Annotated in this window: 15 protein-coding genes; 6 read left to right on the top strand and 9 right to left on the bottom strand. The window is 71.7% G+C overall.

The window, feature by feature from the left end; translation table 11 throughout:
* Positions 1–100: 100 nt before the first annotated feature.
* The 3 genes from BM249_RS14015 to BM249_RS14005 are packed head-to-tail and all read left to right on the top strand — an operon-like array spanning position 101 to position 3,528.
* Entirely contained in the window at positions 101–1,996 is a 1,896-nt protein-coding gene (locus BM249_RS14015; RefSeq protein WP_091972764.1) for an MHYT domain-containing protein, read from the top strand.
* A 15-nt stretch (positions 1,997–2,011) separates the two neighbouring features.
* On the top strand, positions 2,012–2,446 hold the full coding sequence (locus BM249_RS14010; protein WP_091972762.1) for a response regulator: 435 nt from the start codon (positions 2,012–2,014) through the stop codon (positions 2,444–2,446).
* Entirely contained in the window at positions 2,443–3,528 is a 1,086-nt protein-coding gene (locus tag BM249_RS14005; protein ID WP_091972760.1) for a sensor histidine kinase, read from the top strand. The genes BM249_RS14010 and BM249_RS14005 overlap by 4 nt, the downstream gene beginning before the upstream one ends.
* Positions 3,529–3,644: 116 nt before the next feature.
* Here BM249_RS14005 and BM249_RS14000 read toward each other — a convergent pair whose 3' ends face one another.
* Complete coding sequence (locus BM249_RS14000; RefSeq protein ID WP_091972758.1) at positions 3,645–4,352, bottom strand: haloacid dehalogenase type II; 708 nt, start codon at positions 4,350–4,352, stop codon at positions 3,645–3,647.
* Positions 4,349–5,431, bottom strand: coding sequence for a catalase family protein (locus BM249_RS13995; RefSeq protein ID WP_091972756.1), 1,083 nt, complete (start codon positions 5,429–5,431; stop codon positions 4,349–4,351). Before BM249_RS13995 ends, BM249_RS14000 begins: the two co-directional genes overlap by 4 nt.
* Positions 5,432–6,160: 729 nt before the next feature.
* Between BM249_RS13995 and BM249_RS13990 the strand changes: the two genes are divergently transcribed.
* From BM249_RS13990 to BM249_RS13980, 3 genes are all read left to right on the top strand, one after another.
* The gene (locus BM249_RS13990; protein ID WP_091972754.1) at positions 6,161–6,901 is read left to right on the top strand and encodes a Crp/Fnr family transcriptional regulator; all 741 of its coding nucleotides are present in this window, start codon (positions 6,161–6,163) and stop codon (positions 6,899–6,901) included.
* 61 nt (positions 6,902–6,962) lie between these two features.
* A complete protein-coding gene (locus BM249_RS13985; protein ID WP_091972750.1) occupies positions 6,963–7,700 on the top strand; it encodes an HWE histidine kinase domain-containing protein in 738 nt (245 codons plus the stop codon).
* Positions 7,701–7,741: 41 nt separating this feature from the next.
* A complete protein-coding gene (locus tag BM249_RS13980) occupies positions 7,742–8,122 on the top strand; it encodes a response regulator (RefSeq protein WP_091972748.1) in 381 nt (126 codons plus the stop codon).
* Positions 8,123–8,182: 60 nt separating this feature from the next.
* Here the strand turns inward: BM249_RS13980 and BM249_RS13975 are convergent, their stop codons facing one another.
* The 7 genes from BM249_RS13975 to BM249_RS13945 all read right to left on the bottom strand — a co-directional run bounded on the left by BM249_RS13975 (position 8,183) and on the right by BM249_RS13945 (position 17,889).
* Positions 8,183–9,040, bottom strand: coding sequence for a manganese catalase family protein (locus BM249_RS13975; protein WP_091972746.1), 858 nt, complete (start codon positions 9,038–9,040; stop codon positions 8,183–8,185).
* A 217-nt stretch (positions 9,041–9,257) separates the two neighbouring features.
* Positions 9,258–9,641: a ParB N-terminal domain-containing protein gene (locus BM249_RS13970; RefSeq protein WP_091972744.1), complete on the bottom strand. Its 384-nt coding sequence runs from the start codon at positions 9,639–9,641 to the stop codon at positions 9,258–9,260.
* Positions 9,638–10,846 (bottom strand): type III PLP-dependent enzyme, encoded by a 1,209-nt coding sequence (locus BM249_RS13965; RefSeq protein ID WP_091972742.1) that lies wholly within the window; start codon positions 10,844–10,846, stop codon positions 9,638–9,640. Before BM249_RS13965 ends, BM249_RS13970 begins: the two co-directional genes overlap by 4 nt.
* Positions 10,843–11,616, bottom strand: coding sequence for an HpcH/HpaI aldolase family protein (locus tag BM249_RS13960; protein ID WP_091972740.1), 774 nt, complete (start codon positions 11,614–11,616; stop codon positions 10,843–10,845). The genes BM249_RS13965 and BM249_RS13960 overlap by 4 nt, the downstream gene beginning before the upstream one ends.
* Positions 11,613–15,014, bottom strand: a complete 3,402-nt coding sequence (locus BM249_RS13955; RefSeq protein ID WP_091972738.1) for an IucA/IucC family protein — start codon at positions 15,012–15,014, stop codon at positions 11,613–11,615. Before BM249_RS13955 ends, BM249_RS13960 begins: the two co-directional genes overlap by 4 nt.
* Positions 15,011–16,144 carry an MFS transporter gene (locus BM249_RS13950; RefSeq protein ID WP_091972736.1) on the bottom strand — a complete coding sequence of 378 codons (1,134 nt, stop codon included), beginning with the start codon at positions 16,142–16,144 and terminating at the stop codon, positions 15,011–15,013. The genes BM249_RS13955 and BM249_RS13950 overlap by 4 nt, the downstream gene beginning before the upstream one ends.
* Positions 16,141–17,889, bottom strand: coding sequence for an IucA/IucC family protein (locus BM249_RS13945; RefSeq protein WP_091972734.1), 1,749 nt, complete (start codon positions 17,887–17,889; stop codon positions 16,141–16,143). Before BM249_RS13945 ends, BM249_RS13950 begins: the two co-directional genes overlap by 4 nt.
* Between the last annotated feature and the right edge of the window lie 21 nt (positions 17,890–17,910).

Genomic DNA, 17,910 nt, shown 5'->3' with positions numbered 1-17,910 from the left:
CACGTGAATCACAGCGACGCGTTTCCCGCACGCGCAGGCGCGGGATCATGACGACGCGGCGCGGCTCCTCGCGTCGTCCGTCCGTTCGCCGAGAGGTCCCATGAACGACCCGTCCCCGCTGCAAACCGGCTACAATCCGGTCTTGGTCGCCCTCTCCATCGCCATCGCGATGCTGTCGGCCTACGTCGCCCTCGATCTCGGTTCGCGGGTGCGGGACGCGGCACCGGGACAGCGTTGGGCCTGGGTGGCGGGGGCCGCCGCCGCCATGGGCGGCGGCATCTGGTCCATGCACTTCATCGGTATGCTGGCCTTCGAGATGGGCCTGCCGGTGACCTACCATGCCGGTCTGACGGGTCTTTCCTTCGCCATCGCCCTCGGTGCCACCGGGGCGGCGTTCGCCTGGGTCAGCCGCCCCGCCGCCAAGCCGAACGACGTTCTGGCGAGCGGCCCCCTCATGGGCCTGGGCGTCGCCGGGATGCACTACACCGGCATGGCGGCGATGCATGTGCCCGGCAACCTCGCCTACGACCCCGCCATCGTCGCCCTCTCCGTCGCCATCGCCATCGCGGCGGCGACGGCCGCCCTGTGGCTCACGGTCCGCCGGCACACGGTCGGGCGTAAGCTCCTCGCCGCCGCCATCATGGGCCTCGCCGTGGCGGGAATGCACTACACCGGCATGGCGGCCGCGACCTTCACGGCCGAAGCGGCCGGCGCCCACGCGGCGCACATCGCCACCGTCGGACCGGTGCAGCAGAATCTGGCGCTGGCCGTCGCCGTCACCACCTTCGCGATCCTGTTCCTGGGCCTGTTCGCCTCCTCCCTCGATCAGTTGCGGATCCAGGAGGAACATCAGGCGAGCGAGGCGCGGTTTCGCGCCGCGATCCAGGCGGTGCACGGCGTGCTGTGGACCAACGACGCCACGGGGCGGATGGTCGGCGAACAACCGGGCTGGGCCGCCCTCACGGGGCAGACACGCTCCGAATACGAGGGATTCGGCTGGGCCGATGCCGTCCATCCCGACGACGCCGCCTCCAGCATCGCGGCCTGGACCGAGACCGTCGCGGCCCGCCGGGACTTCGTGCACGAGCACCGGGTCCGCGCCCATGACGGCAGCTGGCGCCACTTCGCCATCCATGCCGTGCCGATCCTGAAGGACGGCGCCATCCGCGAATGGGTCGGCGTGCACACGGACATCACCGAGCAGCGCGAGGCGGAAGCGGAATTGCGCGACTCGAACGAGGAGTTGCAGCGCTACGCCTATATCGTCAGCCACGACCTGCGGGCGCCCCTCGTCAACGTGATGGGCTTCACGAGCGAACTCGAGGAGACGCGCGGCGACATCGCCCGCGCCCTCCAGGGGCACCCGGAGGCCGCCCGGATCGACACCGATCTGCGCGAGGCCCTCGGCTTCATCACGGCCGCCGTCACCCGCATGGAGGGGCTGATCGCCGCCATCCTGCGGCTGTCGCGCGAGGGACGACGCGCCTTCCGGGCGGAACCCCTCGATATGACCGCCCTGGTTCGCCGCCTCGCCGATGCCCAGCAGCATCAGACCGCCGCCGTGGGCGCCCGCGTGAGCCTCGCCGGCCCCCTGCCGGAGATCGTGGCCGACCGCCTCGCCATCGAGCAGATCTTCGCCAACCTGCTCGACAACGCGGTCAAGTACCTCGATCCGCAGCGGCCTGGTCGGATCACCGTCAGCGCCGCGCCCCTGGGCGGGGGCCGGGTCCGGTTCGACGTCGCCGACAACGGCCGGGGCATCGCCGCCCGCGACCATGCCCGCGTGTTCGAGCTGTTCCGGCGCTCCGGCGCCCAGGACCGGCCGGGCGAGGGCATCGGCCTCGCCCACGTGAAGGCCCTCGTGCGATCGCTGGGGGGGCGCATCGACGTGACGTCGCAATTGGGTCAGGGCACCACGTTCAGCGTGACGCTGCCGCGGAAGGGCGCTACGGGTCGGACCGGACAGGCCGATCCCGTGAGCCTCGCCGCGGAATAGGTTCGGAGGCCGCCCATGCAACCCGTCTGCATCGTGATGATCGAGGACGACGAGGGCCACGCCCGCCTCATCGAGCGCAACATCCGCCGGGCCGGGGTGAACAACGAAATCGTGCCGTTCCGCGACGGCACCTCGGCCCTCGCCTATCTGCTGGGACCGGACGGCTCCGGCGAGGCGAGCGCCCGACGCCACCTCCTCATCCTCCTCGACCTCAATCTGCCGGACATGACCGGCCTCGACATCCTCGAGAAGGTGAAGGCGAACCCGCACACGCGGCGCTCGCCCGTCGTGGTGCTGACGACGACGGACGACAGCCGCGAGATCCAGCGTTGCTACGATCTGGGCGCCAACGTCTACATCACCAAGCCGGTGAACTACGAAGGCTTCTCCAACGCGATCCGGCAGCTCGGGCTGTTCTTCTCGGTGATGCAGGTGCCCGAAACGCCATGAATGGCGACGAGTCCCCAGAGGCATCGCCCTCCGCGCCCGTCCCCGAGGCGGGGACGGCCCCGCGCATCCTCTACGTCGACGACGATCCGGGCCTCGGGCGGCTGGTGCAGCGGGCCTTGCGCACGCGCGGCTACGCCGTCGAACTCGCCCCCGACGGCGAGGCCGGGCTGGCGCGCTTGGGGGCGGGCGGGATCGACGTCGTCGCCCTCGACCATCACATGCCGGGCCAGACGGGCCTCGACGTGCTGCCGGCCATCCGGGCCCTGCCCGACGCGCCGCCGGTGATCTACGTGACGGGCTCCGAGGACAGCCGCGTCGCCGTGGCGGCCCTCAAGGCCGGGGCCGTCGATTACGTCTGGAAGGATGTCCAGGGACAGTTCCGGGAACTCCTCGGAGAGGCCATCGATACGGCCCTGCGTCAGGAGACCCTCCGGCGCGACAAGGAGCGGGCGGATCAGGCTGTGCGCGAAGCTCGCGACCGCGCCGAGATCCTGCTCCGTGAGGTCAATCACCGCGTCGCCAACTCCCTGGCCCTGGTGGCGGCCCTCGCCCACATGCAGACCAACGCCGTCGCGGACCCGGCGGCCAAAGCCGCGCTCATCGAGATGCAGGCCCGCATCCAGGCCATCGCGGGCATCCATCGCCGCCTCTATACTTCCGACGACGTCGAGGCCGTGGAACTCGACGCCTACCTGTCGAGCCTCGTCGAGGAGTTGCAGGCCGCCATGAAGGCCGCCGGCCGCGACCACGCCATCCGGCTGGCGGTGGAGCCCGTGCGGCTCGCCACCGACAAGACGGTGTCCCTCGGGGTCATCGTCACCGAACTCGTGACCAACGCCTACAAGTACGCCTATGCGCCCGGGACCCCCGGCGAGATCCGCGTCGCCCTCGGGCGACACGGCGCGGACGCCCTTCGCCTGACGGTGGAGGATGATGGCGTGGGGTGGACGGGCGTGGGCCAGCCCCGGGGCACCGGTTTGGGCTCCCGCATCGTCAAGGCCATGGCGACGAACCTGCGCTCCGCCGTGGTCTACGACGCTCCCGGCCCGGGCACGCGGGCGACCCTGTGCTTCCAGGATTGATCCCGCTTCCGGTCGACCAGCTTGGATCGAGGGCAGGCGACCGGCTTCCCCTCCGAAAAGGAGAGGCCCCCGCACTCGCGACAGCCGGAAGGGACCGATCGGAGGCGGCGTGAGGTTCACGCAACCGGAAGGTTCACGAGCCCCCGGGCGGCGTCCAGCAGGGTTTCCCCCGTCACGTCCGGCGGCCGCAGGACGGGCGAGTAGGGCAGCCCCCGGGCCACGTAGGCCCCGACGAGGCCGGCCGCCTTGGCGCCGTGGATGTCCCAGGGGTGCGTCGCCACCAGGGCCATCTCGGCCGGCGCGACTCCGGCGGTCTCGGCGGCGAAACGGTAGACTTCCGGTCTCGGTTTCGACAGCCCGACCTGCTCGACGGAGAGGATGCGTTCGATGCGGCCGCCGAGATCCGCCGTGTCGAACAGCCCCCGCGTGGTTTCCGCCGCGCCGTTGCTCAGGGCGAAGATCCGGATGCCGGCGGCGCGCAAGGCCGCGAACGCCGCCCCGGCATCGTCGTGCGGCGGCAGGCGCGCCATTCGGTCGAGCGCCGCCCGCTTCGCTTCCGCCGAAGCCGCCACGCTCTCGCGGGCCAGCACCTCGTCGAGACACCCGGCCATCACGGCGCGGAAGGGCGCGAAGCCGCCCGTCACCGCGAGGGCGAAGGCGTCCCGCAGGGTCGCGGTGTAAAGGAACTCCACGGATGCCGCGGACAAGCCCAATTCGACCAGGGCGACGCGCAGGGGTTCGAGGCTGAAGACCGTTCCGATGATGTCGAAGGTCACCACCTTCGGGCGGACGACGCCCGGGCGGGAATCGGTCGTCGGAATCATGCCCCTTTCCCCACCGGCTCATGGATGGGACAGCCGTTGAAGCGTTGGCGAAACGCGGCCGAGTGCCGGTACGGCGCGTTGCGGGCGCGGTTGATGTTGCCGAGCGGCCGGTGCGCGGCGAGCCCCGTCCAGACCCCGAAGCGCATCCCCTCGTCGACGGCCGCCACCCGGTCCGGGTCCCAGCTGTCCTGGGGCGGCACCGTGACCGTCGCCACGGTCTGGAACGGTGCCTCCTCCTCGTCCCACCGGACCGTCGGGTCCTCGACGGGTTGGCGCGCGAGGTCGCGGCACAACTGGACCCGGAAAGCCCAGACGGCTTCGAGCCCCCGCATTTCCGCCCGCACCGTCTCTCGAATGGCGTCGGGCCGCCCCGAAGCATCGATCTCGCGGCCGGTCAGCGCCGTCTGGGTCGGAGCCACGGGCGCGAGGGAGAATTTGGCGATGTGGTCGCCGTATCGGAACGGCGTGACGCTGTAGTAGGTCTCGCCCAACGGATCGACGTTCGGCGCGCCCCCCAAGCCCGCGATCGTGGGGCTCTCGATTCCGACGGCCTGGAGTGCCGTGTTGACGCCGCGCAGGACCTTGGAGGCCGCGACCTTCAGGGTCTCGCCCCGGTCCGTGGTCTTCGCCAGCAGCTTGAGGCTGCCGTGGAACGCCTCGGCGGTCCTGGCCTGGAACACCGGGCCGTTGACCATGATGAAATCCTGGCTCGTCCCCTCCGCCTCCGGCAGTCGCTCGCCGGGCACATCCAGGACCTTGAGGGCGAGACCGCGCGGTAGCGAGACGGCGTCGGGCAGGATATCGCCCGCGTTGGTGGAGAGACGCAGGTAGATCCGATGCGAGCCGGGCGTCGCGAATAGCCCCTGCGCCAGTTCGGGCGGCAGCCCGGCCAAGATGGTCATCGTGCCCTCCAGGATGCCGTGCGCCTTGGCGTGGACCGCGCGCACGGCGTGGCCCCCATCCCGAGCCGTCCGCTCCAGAATCGTGTCGAAGGTCGCGCACAGGCCCTTGATGACCCTGCCTTCGTCGGGGTCGATGGTCTCGGCATCGGAACTGTAGCGAACGGGGGCGATGGGCATGGGGGACGCTCCAAGTGTCGCTGCGCCAACCGATCGCGCCGCCGCCCGTTCCGGCGCGGGGGAACACGTGCACGTGAGGGGCGAAAGGGCGCCGCTCCGGCCTCCCACGTTACGGCGGGATGTCCGCCGCCCCGTGGCGGGGGCGGACAAGCCTCTTTCCGCGCCGGCGCGACGCGATGACAGGATGTTTCATTCGCCGCTTCGACAAAAACCGATGTTTCCCTGACCTAGGTGATGGCTCGCGAAATCATTCGACACGAAGATCGAAACATCAGGCAACGCCTTTCGGCGACGCGGATCGTCCGCACCGGCCTGCATCGTCCTGGAATACTTGACACGGTAACGGGAGCACTCATCATGCCCGAAACCTCCTCGAGATCATCCCGGTTCTGGGAGACCGTCTCCGAACACGTCACCGCCAAGGTCGAACTGGCCCGCACTCGGAAGGGCGACGACCGCCGGTCGGTCATCGTCTACCTGCGGGATCTGGAGGCCGTGGCGCGCCGGCAATGCGAGTTCCGGATACGATCCAAGTCATCGCGTCCGGGCGTCACCTCCTCGGCGACCACGACGAACTCCCGGCGACGGACGCGCCCAACGCGCGATCACGCCATTCTTCCGGGCCATGAAACGGCCGCCCGAAGAACGGGCACGCCGAATTTAACCTACATGAGTAGGAGCGGAGGGGTTTGGGAGTACGTTCGCGAAATCCTTCCACGGGAACAGCGTATGCCCGACCCGCTCGTACGAAAACTACAGCATTACGGCCCCCTCTCGGACGCCGACCGACTCTGGCTGGCCGAATCCCTTGGCGTCCGCCGGCAGATCGCAGCGCGGACCGACATCATCATGGAGGGAGAAGATCCGCGCGCGGTCAATGTCGTCCTCGACGGCTGGGCCTGTCGTTACAAGCAGCTCGCCGATGGTCGCCGCCAGATCGTGTCGATGCTCCTGCCAGGCGATCCGTGCGATCCCCACATCTTCCTGCTCGACCGGATGGACCATGCCGTCTGCGCCCTGACCCCCGTCACCCTCGCGCAGATTCGCGGGTCGGTCATTCAGGAGCTCACGGCGCGCAGCCAGAACCTCGATTACGTGCTCCATCGCGAAACCCTGGCCAATGCCGCGATCCAGCGCGAATGGGCGGTGAGTCTCGGATGCCGCACGGGTATCGAGCGCCTCGCTCACCTGTTCTGCGAGCTGTTCGCGCGGCTTTCCGCCGTGGGGCTGACCAAGGGGGATACCTGCGCCTTCCCGATCACCCAGAACGATCTGGCCGATGCCCTGGGTCAGACCAGCGTTCACATCAACCGCACGCTGCAGGATCTGCGCTCGGCCGGCCTCATCACCCTGCGCAGCCGGCAACTCACCCTGCACGACCCCGAAGGATTGGCACGCCTCGCCCATTTCGATCCGGCCTACCTCCATTTCACAATGGAACCGAACGAGCCTGACCCGATGCGTAGTTAGATTATACCTATTCTAAACAAGGCCCCTTCCGTATATCCTGCCCTGGGTGTGGAAAATCGGTATGACAGAGCCTGACGACAGCGCCGCGCGATTGGCGGCCTTGGAGAGCGACAATGCGCGGCTGCGCCGGCTCCTCGACAAGGTCGGCCTGCATGACGGGCTGCGTCATGGCCTGCGCGACACCGTGGCGATGCTGCGGGCGGTGATCCATCAATCGGCCGAGACCACCGAGAACATCGCGACCTACGTTACCCACCTCGACGGGCGGCTCGAAGCCCTGATGCGGGCCCGGACCGCCATCGACGCCGTGGGCGAGGTCAGCCTTCACACCATGGTCTCCGACGCCCTGCAACTGCACCTCGTCCGCGAGGGAGACGGCGCCACGATCTCCGGGCCGCGCATCCTCCTGCGGCAGAAGGCGGCGCAGCTCATGGCCCTCGCCCTGTACGAGTTGGCGAGCAACGCCATCGAGCACGGCGAACTCGGCGGCGCCCTCGGGCGGGTGGCGGTGGCGTGGACCGTGGCGGACGGGGGATCGGCCGAGCCGCTGCTGACCCTTGAGTGGAAGGAGACCGGCGCCACCGTCACGCCTCCGACACGGACCGGTTTCGGCACGCGGGTGCTGGAGCGGACCCTGGCCTACGAGCTCGAGGCGCAGACCGTGTTGGCGTACGAACCGAACGGGCTGCGCTGCACGATCCGCATCCCCTTGAGCGCCCGGATCGGACACGTCGTGGCCGAAGCGCCCTCCCCCCTCGACGCGTCGTCCCCCCTCGACGAGCTCCTCGAGGGACCCTGACACGCTCTCTGCCCTTGCAACCGTCGTGAAGGATCGTCGTCATGGATGCCGACACCCAGCCGATCACCGGCCGCCGCCTCCTCCTCGTGGAGGACGATTACTTCATCGCCACGAACATGCAGAACGAGTTCGAGCATGCCGGGGCACAGGTGCTCGGTCCGGTGCCGAGCGTGCGGGCCGCCTTGGCGCTCATCGACGCCACACCCGACATCGACGCCGCGGTGCTCGACATCAACGTGCAGGAGGAGATGGTCTTTCCCGTCGCCGATGCCCTGGAGGCGCGCGGCGTGCCGTTCGTGTTCGCCACGGGCTACGAGCGAACGGTGATTCCGCAGCGGTTCGCGCATGTGCGCCACCACGAGAAGCCCGTGGAGCCCGCCCAACTCATCCATATGCTGCGCGACCTCGCCGCGCGCATCTGATCCGAGCCCTCGCCGGGGTGGGCGCGGACCCCGATGAACACCAGCGAGGTCCAGTCTCCGTCAGGCCATCTGCTCGGATTGGGCACCGCTGTCGGGCCGGGCCGGGCCGAGCACGGGCTCCTCGCCCATGGGGCGGTTCTGGAACACGCTGAAGGTGCCCTTGCCGTCGAGGGAGGGACCGGAGGTGAAGCGGCCCTCGGGCGGCGGCGAGCCGTCCACGCCGGTGGCGAAGAACGCGTAGCTGAATTCGGTGCGCTCCTCGGTCTGCGGGAAGGAATTCGGGATCGGCAGCGTGGTTTCGTTCCCGCCCATCTCCTCGATGACGGCGAGCCATTGCTGCTGGTGCATCACGTCGCGGGCGATGAGGAAGCTCCACATGTCCTTCATGCCGGGATCGTTGGTGGCGTTCGACAGGCGCACGGCCAGCACCCGGCCCGTCGTCTCGGCGGCGACGTTGCAGTACATGTCGGCGGCGAGGTTGCCGCTGGCGTAGATGTGGCTCATGTCGAAGGGCACGCCCTCGCAATTGGCCGGAAGGGCGGCCATGCCCGTCGAGAGCAGGTGACGGTGCAGCATGCCCTCGACGACGTGGCGGGGGTTCTCACCGCCCATCACGGCGCCCACCACCGTGTCGGCGACGCCGGCCTCCTGGAGCTTCGTCGGGGCGTTCTCGAGGTTCAGGGCCACGGCGGTGGCGAGCATCTCGATATGGCCCATCTCCTCCGTCGCGGTGTTGAGCAGCATGTCGCGATACTTCGTCGTGGGGCCGCGCGCGCCCCAAGCCTGGAAGAAGTACTGCATGCACACCCGGATCTCACCCTCGATGCCGCCGATGGCCTGCTGGAGCATACGGGCATAGACGGGATCGGGACTTTCCACCTTGACCGGATATTGCAGCTTCTTGTCGTGATAGAGCATCCTGGAAACTCCCTGTGATCCGCCGCCGACGGGCCAGCAACCGCAAGGCTATGCCTCGCCCGAACGGCCACACGATACGGTCACAACGGAGAGCGCAGGAGGAAGTTCGCCAAAATATAAACGAATATTTATTCTATACTATGTTGATGACAACACAGATCATCAACAAAGGTTGTTTTCATACGCACAGGGCGAAGCGTACGGGATCGCTTGCGGATCAGATCAACCGTTGCAGCGGAAGCGCCGTCGCCACCGAAGGCGCGAAGGTGTGGCGGGTGGTCTTGGCCGGATACAGCGCCCCGGTGCGGGCACGCCGCAACACGTCTTCGCGCGTCGGCTTCCAGTCCGCCCGCCAGGAGGCGAGTTCGACCTCGGCGTAATCGAAGGCCCGCACGGGCACGCGGGCGAGGCCGAGCTGGAGGGCGGCGGCGTGGCGGTGATGGCCGTCGAGGATCGCCAGGGTCGTGCGCTCGACGCAGATGGGCTGCGTCCAGGCCTGTTCGGCGATCATGAGGGCGATCACCGCGCGGACCTGATCGGGGCAGACCGCTTCCGTGGGGCGCAGGTCGGAGGGGGCGAGAAGGATGACCGGATCGCTCATGCGGCGGACCCGTCCGGTCCGGCGCCGAAGAACAGGCGTTGCGGATGGGCGTGGCACAGGAAGTCATGGTGGGAGATGTCCCAGCCGTAGGCGCCAGCCATGAGGAAGCCGATCCGGTCGCCGATCCGCAGCCGCTCCACCCGCACGTCGCGGGCGAGAATATCCTTCGGCGTGCATAATTCGCCGGCGAGCGTCAGGCGCTCGCCCGTGATGTCCGGCCGGGGCCACGGATGGGGCCACGCCGCGCGGGGCAGGACCACGAAGGGATGGTCGTGGCCCCAGGAACTCGGCAGGCGGAAGTGATGGGTGCCGCCGCGCAGGAGAGCGAAGGCGCGGCCATGGGCGCGCTTGAGATCCACGACCTCGCACAGATACGCCGCGTGGTAGGCGGCGACGATCCGCCCGCACTCGAACTGCACCCGGGGCGCAGCATCGGGCAAGGGGAACAGGGCGCGTGCGAACGCGTCCGTGTCGAAGCGCCAATCCGGGTCGGCGTAATCGACCCCCCAGCCGCCGCCGAGGTTGACGATCCGCAAGTCGAGGCCGTGGGTCGCGGCCCAGTCGCGGGCGAGCGCCAGTTGCGCGGCGCAGAGGGCGGCGTGGCCGGCGGCGTCGCGGTCGTTGGAGACCGTGTGGAAATGGAAGCCCTCGAACCGCAGGGCCGGGCAATCCCGCAGGATCGCGATGGCGTCCGGAATCGCGCCCTGCTCGATGCCGAACTGCGTCGCGGCTCCGCCCATGGTCAGGGTGGCGCCCGGCACCGGCCCCGTAAGGTTGACCCGCAGGAGGACCGGCAGGACCGTGCCGACTTCCCGCGCCACGGCGTCGGCGAGGCGCAGCATGTGCAGGCTCTCGACATGCAGGCGCTCGACGCCCTGGGCGAGCAGCGTGCGGATGTCATCCGCCGTGCGGGCCGGGCCGCCCATGACGATGCGGGCCTGCGGACCCACGGCCTCGCGCACCCGCAGGATTTCACCCGCCGAGGCGACCTCGAAGCCGCTGACATGGGGGGCAAGCGCCTGGAGGATGCGTGGGTCGTTGTTGGCCTTCACGGCATAGAAGAAATCGACTCCCGGCGGCAGGGGCCGGCGCAGGGTCTCGGCCTGACGCCGCAGGGCGTCGAGATCGTGCAGGAAGGCGCAGGCCGGGTCCGCGCCCCGCGTGGCGGCGGCGATGTGGGCGGGGGATGGGCGATACAGGGTCATCGCGCGAAGGGCTCCAGTTCGCGGCGGGTCTCGGTGAGGGCGCGGCGCAGGAGGCCGCGATCGTTGGCGAGGACGAGGCCGAGGGTCCCCTCGTCGCGCAGGCGGGACAGATCCGACGCGTCGCGCGCGATGGCGAAGGCGTGGCGGCCGGCGGCCCGGCACGCCTCGGCGATGGCGGTTCCGGCGGCGATGACCGCCGGGGCGCGGGTCTGCCAGGGCAGGCCGAGGCTCTGCGCGTAGTCGGCGGCCCCGAGGAGCAGACCGTCGATGCCGTCGAGGCCCGCGATGGCCCCGGCCTCGGCGAGGCCGTCCGGACATTCGATCATGGCGATCACCAGGGTTTCGGCATCGAGGCGGGCCGGCAGGGCCGGCAGATCGGTATCGCCGTAGCGGCCGAGGCGCCCGGCATTGACACCGCGCCGGCCGCGCGGGGCGTGGCGCGCCCGGACCACGGCGGCCTCGGCCTCGGCGAGGCTGGCGACGCGCGGCACGACGATGCCGGCCGCCCCGGCATCGAGGCAGGGCAGGATCCGGTCCGAGCGGGCGTCCGGCACCCGCACGAGGGCGCTGAGACCGGCCCGGTCGGCGGCGGCGAGGAGGTGTTCGAGGGCGGCGCCGTCGATGAGGGTGTGTTCGAGGTCGAAGAGGACGAAGTCGAATCCGGCGACGGCGGCGATCTCGACGATCTCGGGCGCCGGAATCGACACGAACAGGCCGCCGGCGGGGCGGCCGGCTTCGAGGCAGCGCCGCAGGCGCAGGCGCGCGCTCATGCCTCTAAACTCGCGGCGAGCGGCGCCAGGGGGTTGGGCCGCCGACGACCGCTGGCCCCGGCCGGATCGAGGCGGCGGCGGGCGAGATCCTCCACCACCAGGGTCTCGGCGGCGATGCGGTAGCGTCGCGCCCCCGCCCGTGCCGCCGGAAACGCCGCGCAATGACGGCGCAGCGTCTCGACCACCCGGTCCCAGAACCGCGTCTCGGCGTAGCCGAACCAGCGTTCGAGGCACCAGCCGAGTTCGGCGAGGTTCACGCCCAGCAGCGCGTCGAGGACGAAGTCGCGGACATCCTCGACGTCGCGCGCCTCCACGTAGGAGTTCGGATTGACCCGGGCGTGCTCGGCCGGGGTCGGCACCAGGGCCGGGCGGGGGCCGGGCAGATGCTCCGGAATGAACCGGACCCCGTCGTGGAAGTCCTTCAGGGCGACGCGGGTGGGCCAGCCGTCCCGGTGCAGCAGCACCATGTTCTGCTGGTGGCTCTCGACGGCGATGCCCTGCACCAGCAGGAGGTGCATCACCGGCAGCAACGCCGCCTGCAGCAGGGCATCGACCCACGGTTCGGCGCCGTGCCGGGCGATCCAGGGGGTGATGAACGGGTCCGCCCCGTCGCGGTGGGTGAGGGCCGTGAACGGCACGGCCGCCTCGTCCCCGAGATGGGGGGCGACGGGATCGCGCCAGATCGCCGAGAGGGCGCCCCGCAGGGTGCCGCCGGGATCGTCCGGCAGGGTCACGGCCACGCCCATCCGCTCGGCGAGGAGGAGGGTGCCGGACGCGCTGAGATACGGGTCCCCGGCCACCACCTCCGTCAGCCAGGCGCTGATCCGGGGGGCGTTGAGCACCGTGTGGGGAGCGAGCGTCCGGGCCGTGGAGGTGTTGCGGATGGAGAGCGCGAGCTTGAGGCTCGGGGCCTCGGGCGCCGTGCGGTCGGCGAGCGTCCGGATGGATTGCTGGGCGCCGTAGGCGTGGCGCGCCGTTCCGAGGACGATCACCGTCCCGGCGCGGCGCTGGGGCGCGGTGGCCCCCTCCCCCACCCTGTCCCATTGCCAGGGATGGACCGGCAGCCAGTGGAAGTCCTGGGGGTGCCCCCCCGCCGCCACGATCCGGGCGACGAAGCGGGCGCGGGTTTCCAGGTCGAGGCTGAGGGCGAGGAGATCCGGGTCCTGTCCACCGCTCACGCCCATGGACGTCGCCTCGGCGAGGCTACGGTGGGCGGCGATCCAGACGGGGTGGACCGGCGCCCCGAATTCCGGGCCATAGGCGCGGTTGTCGGCGGGGCTGAAGCCGATGCGGGACTTGAAGCAGGGGTGATAGCGGTGGCCGTCCGGCAGCGCGCCTTCGAGGGCATCGTAGGCGAGAGTGCCGAGGGGGCGCCCGGCGCCGTGGACCAGGGCCTCGGCGTGGTTGTGCTGGGTCCGGGCGAGTTCCTCGGCGAAGCGCGCGTGGTCGGCGGCCCCGCCCGGTAAGTGGGGGAGAAGAGCGGCGAGGAATGCGCCGGCATCGGTGACCGGCCCCTCCGCGACGGTGAGGCTGCCGGGCTCGACGAGCACCCGCCCGTAGGCGTGCATCCGACGGGCGCGGGCGTTGTAAGGGGCGCCCGCTGAGGGCGTGAGGGTGAGGCGGAGGGCGGCGTCGGAGCCTTCGCACCGAACGACGGAGCCAGGCAGCAGATCCTCGTGCAGCAGGGCGCCGAGGAGTTGCTCGGCGACCCGTTGCCCGGCCGCGTCCCAGGCCGCCGCCTCCGGGCGACCCCTGCCGGCGCGCAGGGGATTGGGAAGGGCCACGTAGTCCGGGCGTTCGCCGCGCCCGGCGAGGCAGCTCGCGAGATTCGCCTTGGCCGGCAGGGTCTCGGCCGCCAGCAGCCGCTCGATGAGGGCACGGACCTCTGGCGCCTCGTCGGCCGCCGCGAGGGCCTGGGCGAGGGTCGCCCAGAGCGGGGCTTCGTCGGCCCCGGCGGCGCGGGCCACGGTGGCGACCACGTGCGAGACCTGATTGACCACGAGATAATAGACGAGGCGCGCCCACGCCTCCTCGGCACTGTAGCGCACCGCCGGATCGAGGCCGTGATCGGGGGCGAGGCGGGCGAAAATTGCGGCGTCGATGCTCACCCCTTCGAGGTCGCGGACCACGAGGCGGGCCGGCCGCCCATCTTCCAAAGCGAGCAGGCTGTTCTGCGCATGGGCCTCCAGCCCGATGCCCGTGGTGGCGAACAGGCGCAGCGGTGGCAGCACGGCGACACGGGCATAGGCCTCGATCCAGGCGGCGGCTTCGCCGAGGCCGGTGAGATCGCAGCCCATCTCGGCGAGGATCGGCCGCCCGTCGCGGGGCGAGGGTTCGAGGAGGCCCGCGACCACGAAGGCTTTTCGCGATGGGCCTTCGCGCACGAGGATTCCCGTGATGGCCTCCAGCTCCGGCCGGTCGAGGGCCAGCGCCCCGCGCTCGCTCAGGATGTCGAGACCGGCCGCCGCCACGGCGTCCGGAGCGGCCCGCAGGGCGCGGGCGGCCGCGAGGCTGCGGGCGAGGTGCTCGCGGCTGTTGGTGCGGGCGAAGTTGGTGATGCGCGCGGCGATGGGCAGCTTGAGGAACAGGTTCTCGGACGGACAGAACACCGTGCGGACCGAAGAGGTCGGGCGCACGGATGCGCCGCAGGGCGGCGTCAGTTCAAGGCGGCCCTCAGTGATGAGCGCCATCACGGTCGGGTCGGCGGCGAGGCGGGCCGCCTGCCACGGATGGCTCGGGATTGGCCAACGCCCGCCGATGCGCTCGGGCGACAGGCCCGACAGGGCGACGAGGGCCGGCCGCGTCGCGGCTTCCGCCCCGGCGTCGCGCCACTGGCTGGCGACGAGGTCCGGATCGGCGAGGAACCAGCGCAACGCGAAGGTGGCGCCCCGCTCGGGGGCGTAGGCCGCCGCATCGGCCTGCGTGAAACCATCGACGCTTTTCGCCAGGGGGTGAAACGGGTGGCCGTGCCACAGGCTCTGTTCCAGCCCCGCCGGGCTGCGGTCCGGATTCCGCCCCGCACAGGCGACGGCGTGGTCCCGCGCCCGGTCGAGGCCGTCCAGGATCCGGCGCTTCGTCGCCTCGCGCACGGGCGTCGCCTCGGGCGCGAGGGCATCGACCATGCGGCGGGCGAGCTCGGCGGGATCGTCGAGGGGCGTCGTGCGCCCGTCCGCCCGGCGCAGGCGCAGGGGCCCCCAGGTGTGGAACCCGGCGGGCGAGGCGCGCAGGCAGGGCGCCAGCACGGCTTCGTCCCCGAGGACGAGGGTGTGGATCGCGCCCGCGACGGGGGCGGCGCCTGCGGTTTCGCGCAGCCAGGTGTTGAGGAGGCGCTCGATGGCCATCCGGTCACAGGTGGCGGCGACGGGGTCCGGGCGGAGATCGGTGAGGGGGCGCATCATCGGGCACGGCTCCAGGGGAACGAGATCGGAAGGGGCTGAGCGGCCAGCAGGGCCGCCGCGCCGACGAGGGACAGGCCGGCCGCCGCCCACAGGGCGCCGCCGGGTCCGAACGGGGCGAGGACGAGGCCACCCGCCAGGGGTCCGACGAGCTGGCCGACGGTGAGGCTGGCCCGCGCCCTCGCGATGCCGGCGACGCGACCGGGCGCGGCGGCGTCCATGGCGGCGAACAGGGCGGGCGCCTGGCCGGCGTAGAGCGCCCCCTGCGCGAGGCGCAGGGCGACGATGCCGGCGAGACCGGCGCCGAGGGGGATCGCCGCGAAGGCGAGGCCGGTCCCCACGAGGGCGAGGCCCAGGGCCGTCACGGGCGCCACGGCGTCGAGGCCCCGGCCCCAGGCCGGCAGGACGAGGAGGGCGGCGATCCAGCTCAGGCTGTGCAAGCCGCCGATGAGGCCGGGGGTGTAGAGGGCGGGATCGTGCGCCGTCGCCCAGGCGGGGAAGAACGCAACGAAGGCGAAGGCGCCGGCACTGCCGCACAAGCCGGCGACCAACAGGGGCGTCCCACCCATCCCCCCGGCCGCGACGGCGACGGGTGCCTCCTGCGGCAGGGCGCGCAGACCCGGCGCGGCCAACAAGGCGGCCAAGACGGTCGCGGCGCCGCCCGCGAGCATCAGGGCGCCGAAGGCATCGGCCTGGAAGGCCACGCCCCCGACGAGCGGCCCGGCGAGGCAGCCGGCGGCAGAAGCCTGCTGCATCCGGGTGAAGCCCGCCCCCGCGCTACGGCCGGTGGCGCGGAACGCCAGGGCGAGGACGACGCCGCCGCCGGCCGCCCCCTGCAGCAGGCGGGCGAGCACGAGGACGGCCGGATGCGTGGCGACGGCGACGAGGCCGCAGCTCAACCCCGTCACGACGCCGGTCCAGATCAGGAGGGCGGCCAGGGACACGCGGGGGGTGAGCCGGGTCCAGACCGGGGTCAGGGCCAGGGTGGTGACGGCCGGAGCGGCCAGGGCCACGACGGTCCAGGCGGGGGACGACGCGCTCATCCGCTCCACGGCGAGGCCGAGGAACGGCAGCAGCGCCAGGGGCATCGCCGTCGCGAGGATCTGCAGGACGAGGAGGGCGACGCGGTTCATAGGGTTGGCTCCCCGCGCCAAAGCGGATTCGGCGCCGCGACGACACGGCTCGGCATGGAGGTGCCGATCCGAACGGTGGCGAGGAGGGGCGCCAGCACGGCCTTGAACGGGGCGGTCTCGCGCCCAAGCATCCGCGCCGCGATGACGTCCTTGCGCGGGGCCGGGAGCGCGGCCCGCGCCAGCACCCGCTCCACCGTGGCGGCGAGGGTTGCGCGGGCCGCCCCCAGGGTGAAGCCGGTGCCGGCCGCCGCGAAGGTTTCGGCGACGGCCCGCAGGGCGACGTCGATGGCGAGGGTCTGCACGTAGGCGAGCAGATCCTCCGGCTGGCGCAGGAGCAGGGTGTTCCGGACGGGATCGGCGAGGTGGTAGGCCGGCACCGGGAGCCCCGCCTCGGCGAGCCAGGCGGGGGCGCAGCGCACGGTGTCGTGGTCGCGCAGGAGCAGGCGCGCCGGCTCTCCCTTCTCCAGGAGCACGAGGGCGTTCTGCCCGTGCAGTTCCGGCACGAAGCCGAGGCAGGCGCCCCCCAGGGCCGTGCCGAGGACGAGGTCGGCGAGACCGGCGAACAGGCGAGGCAGATCGCCGGCCCCGAGGCCGAGGGCGCTCACGGCCGGCGGCAGACTCCCCAGGGGGGCCACGGCGAAGCTCGCCAGGGGAACGGGCACGGCGCCGTCCGTCGGCAGGCGCCGGATGGCGCAGCCGAGGAGGGCCGGGCGCGCGGCGAAGAGGTCGCCGCCGGGTTCCGTGACGTGCCAGAACGCGGCTTCGTCGGCGAGGACCACGTGACGAGCGAACCACGGGTCGCGGGCGCGGGCGGCGGCGAGGAGGGCCGCCCCGTGCAGGCCGTTGTGCAGGGATTGCGGCGGCAGGGTGCGGCGAACCCCGAGGGTCTGCACGTCGAGGGGCAGTTTCAGGTGGAGATCCGGCCGGGCCGGGAACGCCAGGGTCCGCAGGGACGATGTGGCGGCGGCGAGCGGCCCGCGAAAGCCGAGGGGCACGAGGCGGCCTTCGGCGATCTCGGGCCCGAAAGCCATCGGCAGGCTGTGTTCGGCCTGCCAGGGATGCACCGGCAGGGCCACATGCGTACCGCTCAGGCTCCGCCGCACGAGTTCCGCGTCGAGTTGGCCCCGCTGGGCCGCGTCGAGCAGGGTCGAGGCCGGACCGTCCGGATCGGCGCCGGGGGCGGCAGCGCACCCCTCGCGCGCCACAGCCCACCAGTCGAGGGGAAACAGCCGGCCATGCTCGGCGCCGTACGCCACGGCGTCGCCGTCGTCGAACCCGTGGCGGGCGCGCCCGAGGGGGTGGAACGGCCGGTCACGCCACGCCGCGAGGCGCTCGAAGGCCAGGGCCGATCCGGCCAGAACCTCCTGTTGAAGCGTTTCGGCGGTGTCGGTCCACAGGTCCGCCCGGTCGCGGATGGCTTCGGCCTCGGCGATTGTACGTTGGGCGACGCCCTCGGGCAGGTCGGACAGGCCCGCGAGGAGGCGCGCGAGGAGACCCGCCGCGTCGAGGGATTCCCCTCTCGCCGCCGTCTCGTACCGGACCGGACCGGAGAGGCGAACGCCGTCGCGCCAGCCGTCCGGCACCACCCGCGCCCGCAGGTGTCCGGCCCCGAGGGCGAGGGCGTAGTCCCGCGCCCCCGTCGCCCCGCATGGGGGGCCGAGGACGGCTTGGCTCCGCAGGCCCCCGATATCCTCGATCCAGAGGGCATCGAAGGTCTCGGCGAGGTGCGCCCCCGCCCAGTCCATCCCATCCGCCACGGTTCCGCC

This window comes from Methylobacterium gossipiicola, assembly GCF_900113485.1.
GTDB lineage: Bacteria > Pseudomonadota > Alphaproteobacteria > Rhizobiales > Beijerinckiaceae > Methylobacterium > Methylobacterium gossipiicola.
Note: the sequence above shows the minus strand (reverse complement) of the source record. Positions and strands in the feature narration are given on the sequence as shown.

Bases quoted from the DNA above. Each gene is read 5' to 3' on its own strand.
- BM249_RS14015 (WP_091972764.1), top strand. From the start codon at position 101: ATGAACGACCCGTCCCCGCTGCAAACCGGCTACAATCCGGTCTTGGTC.
- BM249_RS14010 (WP_091972762.1), top strand. From the start codon at position 2,012: ATGCAACCCGTCTGCATCGTGATGATCGAGGACGACGAGGGCCACGCC.
- BM249_RS14005 (WP_091972760.1), top strand. From the start codon at position 2,443: ATGAATGGCGACGAGTCCCCAGAGGCATCGCCCTCCGCGCCCGTCCCC.
- BM249_RS14000 (WP_091972758.1), bottom strand. From the start codon at position 4,352: ATGATTCCGACGACCGATTCCCGCCCGGGCGTCGTCCGCCCGAAGGTG.
- BM249_RS13995 (WP_091972756.1), bottom strand. From the start codon at position 5,431: ATGCCCATCGCCCCCGTTCGCTACAGTTCCGATGCCGAGACCATCGAC.
- BM249_RS13990 (WP_091972754.1), top strand. From the start codon at position 6,161: ATGCCCGACCCGCTCGTACGAAAACTACAGCATTACGGCCCCCTCTCG.
- BM249_RS13985 (WP_091972750.1), top strand. From the start codon at position 6,963: ATGACAGAGCCTGACGACAGCGCCGCGCGATTGGCGGCCTTGGAGAGC.
- BM249_RS13980 (WP_091972748.1), top strand. From the start codon at position 7,742: ATGGATGCCGACACCCAGCCGATCACCGGCCGCCGCCTCCTCCTCGTG.
- BM249_RS13975 (WP_091972746.1), bottom strand. From the start codon at position 9,040: ATGCTCTATCACGACAAGAAGCTGCAATATCCGGTCAAGGTGGAAAGT.
- BM249_RS13970 (WP_091972744.1), bottom strand. From the start codon at position 9,641: ATGAGCGATCCGGTCATCCTTCTCGCCCCCTCCGACCTGCGCCCCACG.
- BM249_RS13965 (WP_091972742.1), bottom strand. From the start codon at position 10,846: ATGACCCTGTATCGCCCATCCCCCGCCCACATCGCCGCCGCCACGCGG.
- BM249_RS13960 (WP_091972740.1), bottom strand. From the start codon at position 11,616: ATGAGCGCGCGCCTGCGCCTGCGGCGCTGCCTCGAAGCCGGCCGCCCC.
- BM249_RS13955 (WP_091972738.1), bottom strand. From the start codon at position 15,014: ATGATGCGCCCCCTCACCGATCTCCGCCCGGACCCCGTCGCCGCCACC.
- BM249_RS13950 (WP_091972736.1), bottom strand. From the start codon at position 16,144: ATGAACCGCGTCGCCCTCCTCGTCCTGCAGATCCTCGCGACGGCGATG.
- BM249_RS13945 (WP_091972734.1), bottom strand. From the start codon at position 17,889: ATGGACTGGGCGGGGGCGCACCTCGCCGAGACCTTCGATGCCCTCTGG.